The 2,693-nt window shown below is 71.2% G+C and carries 3 protein-coding genes; 1 reads left to right on the forward strand and 2 read right to left on the reverse strand.

Going from position 1 to position 2,693, the window contains the following annotated elements:
* Window positions 1-91 precede the first annotated feature (91 nt).
* Both AB0B61_RS57380 and AB0B61_RS57385 read right to left on the reverse strand, forming a co-directional pair.
* A complete protein-coding gene (locus AB0B61_RS57380; protein WP_358450824.1) occupies window positions 92-1,258 on the reverse strand; it encodes a HAMP domain-containing sensor histidine kinase in 1,167 nt (388 codons plus the stop codon).
* Window positions 1,255-1,911: a response regulator transcription factor gene (locus AB0B61_RS57385; RefSeq protein ID WP_358450830.1), complete on the reverse strand. Its 657-nt coding sequence runs from the start codon at window positions 1,909-1,911 to the stop codon at window positions 1,255-1,257. Before AB0B61_RS57385 ends, AB0B61_RS57380 begins: the two co-directional genes overlap by 4 nt.
* Before the next feature lie 145 nt (window positions 1,912-2,056).
* On the opposite strand from AB0B61_RS57385, the gene AB0B61_RS57390 reads away from it, so the two are divergent.
* On the forward strand, window positions 2,057-2,584 hold the full coding sequence (locus AB0B61_RS57390) for a hypothetical protein (protein WP_358450827.1): 528 nt from the start codon (window positions 2,057-2,059) through the stop codon (window positions 2,582-2,584).
* Window positions 2,585-2,693: the final 109 nt, after the last annotated feature.

A 2,693-nucleotide genomic window follows, 5' to 3' on the forward strand; every position in this document is an offset into this window, starting at 1 on the left:
ACGACCCGAAGCCGTTCGTCTGGACCAAGACCGCCGACGAGATCCTCGAATCCCTCGCTCGATATTGCCGACGAATTTCAGACGCGGGACACTAGTGGTGGGCCGGGCTCTGGGGCGGGAGGGTGGCTGTCACGATCAGGCCGCCGCCTTCGCGGGGACGGGCCGAGACCTCGCCGCCGTGCGCGAGCGCGATCGAGCGCACGATGGACAGCCCCAGCCCCGCGCTCTTGGCCGTCACCACGCGTTCGGGGCCGAGCCGCCGGAAGGGCTTGAACAGCGTCGGGATCTCGTACGGCGGCACGGCGGGCCCGGTGTTGCTGACCTCCACCTCGACGCGGCCGTCATACGCGATGCGGCTGACGGCCCGCACCCAGCCGGTGCCGTCGTCGATGTTGTGCCGGATGCCGTTCTCGACCAGGTTGTGCACCAGCCGTTCGAGCAGCAGCGCGTCCCCGCTGGTCGGCGCGGGCCCGGCCGCCTCGTGCAGGGTGATCTTCGACTCCGTGGCCTCGGCGGTGGCCTGCGCGACCACGTGGCTCACCACGTCGGCCAGATCCACGGGTGACCGATCGCCGATCTCGTGCTCGGCGCGGGCCAGGAGCAGCAGCCCGGAGATGAGCCGCTCGTGCCTGGCGTTGATCTCCAGCAGGCTCTCGCCGAGCTGCTTGACGTCGGCCGAGGCCGTACGGCGGTGCATGGCCAGCTCCACCAGCGCGCGGTTCAGCGTCAGCGGGGTGCGCAGCTCGTGCGAGGCGTTGGCGACGAACCTGCGCTGCCCGTCGAAGGAGTGGTCCAGCCGTTCGACCATGGTGTCGAAGGTGTCGGCCAGCTCCTTCACCTCGTCGGGCGGGCCGTCCAGTGCGATCCGCTCGTGCAGGCCGCGCTCGGCGACCGGCGCGGCCGCGATCCGCCGCGCGGTCTCGGTCACCTGGCGCAGTGGGGTGAGCACCCGTCCGGCGACCACCCACCCCACCGCCACCGCCGCGCAGCCGACCACCAGCAGCGCGATCGCGCCCTGGGTGAGCAACGAGGTGGTCGCGGCGCCGCGCAGCAGGCTCTCCTGCTGCGCGGCCCAGTCCATGGCCTTGTCGGGGTCCAGCGGGCCTAGGTCTGTGCCTCTGACGAGGATGGACATCTTCTTCTGCGCGAGCTGTTGGTTGAACAGCAAGTACGTGACACCGAGCAGCGTCAGTCCCGCGACGAAGAACAGCGTGCCGTACACAAGAGTGAGCCGGGCGCGGAGCGTGGGAGTGGTCATGCGATCTGGTACCCCACTCCCGGCACAGTCTCCACGACCGGCGGCTCGCCGAGCTTGCGGCGCAGCTTGAGGATGGTCAGGCGGACCGCGCTGGTGAACGGGTCGGCGTGCTCGTCCCACGCCTTCTCCAGCAGGTGTTCGGCGGGCACCACGGCCCCGTCGGCGAGCAGCAGCTCGGCCAGCACGGCGAACTCCTTCTTCGACAGCGGCACGTACCTGCCGTTCCTGAACACCTCCCGCCGCGCGGGATCGAGGGTGATCCCCGCGCGCCGCAGGACCGGCGGCGCGGCCGGACGCGAGCGCCGCCCGAGCGCCAGGACGCGGGCCGCGAGCTCGGGGAAGGCGAACGGCTTGGACAGGTAATCGTCGGCGCCGAGGGAGAGCCCGGTCACCCGGTCGCCGATCTCGGCGGCGGCGGTGAGCATCAGCACCCGCGCGGTCGACGCGGACTCGACCAGCTCCCTGCAGACGTCGTCACCGTGGACGAGCGGCAGGTCACGGTCCAGGACGACCACGTCGTAGTCGTTGACCGCGATGCGCTCCAACGCCGCCTCCCCGTCGTGCGCGGTGTCGACCGCGTGCGTCTCCTCGCGCAGCCACTCGGCTATCGCGTCGGCGAGCATGCGCTCGTCCTCGACCACCAGCACCCGCATCGCGCCCTCGTCCCCTTCGGTCATGTACTGGGGCGATCGTGCCGGGTGCGCTGTTTGTTCGGCGTTAGCACCCATGGAAACGCCGGGGAAACGGCGTGCGCTGTTGGCTCTCGTCTCGTACAGCCGATCAGAGAAAGAGGAGACCATGAGACGACGAGGCATCCTGGCCGCGATCCCGCTCGCGCTGACGCTGGCCCTGGCGGGCTGCGGCGCGAACGACCCGGCGGGCTCCGACGTGGCATCGGTGAGCAGCGGCAAACCGGCCGCCGCCCCCAGCGCCTCGGCCAGCGTGGACCGGGCGGGGATGGGGCTCAAGTTCGCCCAGTGCATGCGCGAGAACGGCGTCCCCATGGACGACCCCGAGCCCGGCAAGGGGGTCATGCTCAAGATGGACAAGAGCATCTCCCCGGAGACGGCGCAGAAGGCGCAGGAGGCCTGCAAGCAGTACGCGCCGAACGGCGGTGGCCCGGGCGGGAAGGTGGACCCCAAGATGGCCGAGCAGATGCGCAAGTTCTCCCAGTGCATGCGGGACAACGGCGTCGAGGCCTTCCCCGACCCTGACGGCGGCGCGCTGCGCATGACCGGTGAGGCCGGCGACGACCCGGACTTCAAGGCCGCGCAGGAGAAGTGCTCGAAGGAGTTCCTGCCCCAGATGGGCCAGGGCGGCTCCTGATGTCCACGGCCACCCTCGACGACAAGGCGGCGGCGGGCGGGGATCGCCCGCGCCGCCGCCGCCGGCGCGGCAGGCGGGTCGCGGGCATGCTCCTCGCGCTCGCCGTCAT

The organism is Nonomuraea sp. NPDC049158 (assembly GCF_040648335.1).
Classification (GTDB): domain Bacteria; phylum Actinomycetota; class Actinomycetes; order Streptosporangiales; family Streptosporangiaceae; genus Nonomuraea.

Excerpts from the sequence above, each read along its gene's own strand:
- AB0B61_RS57380 (WP_358450824.1), bottom strand. The coding sequence starts at position 1,258 with ATGACCACTCCCACGCTCCGCGCCCGGCTCACTCTTGTGTACGGCACG.
- AB0B61_RS57385 (WP_358450830.1), bottom strand. The coding sequence starts at position 1,911 with ATGCGGGTGCTGGTGGTCGAGGACGAGCGCATGCTCGCCGACGCGATA.
- AB0B61_RS57390 (WP_358450827.1), top strand. The coding sequence starts at position 2,057 with ATGAGACGACGAGGCATCCTGGCCGCGATCCCGCTCGCGCTGACGCTG.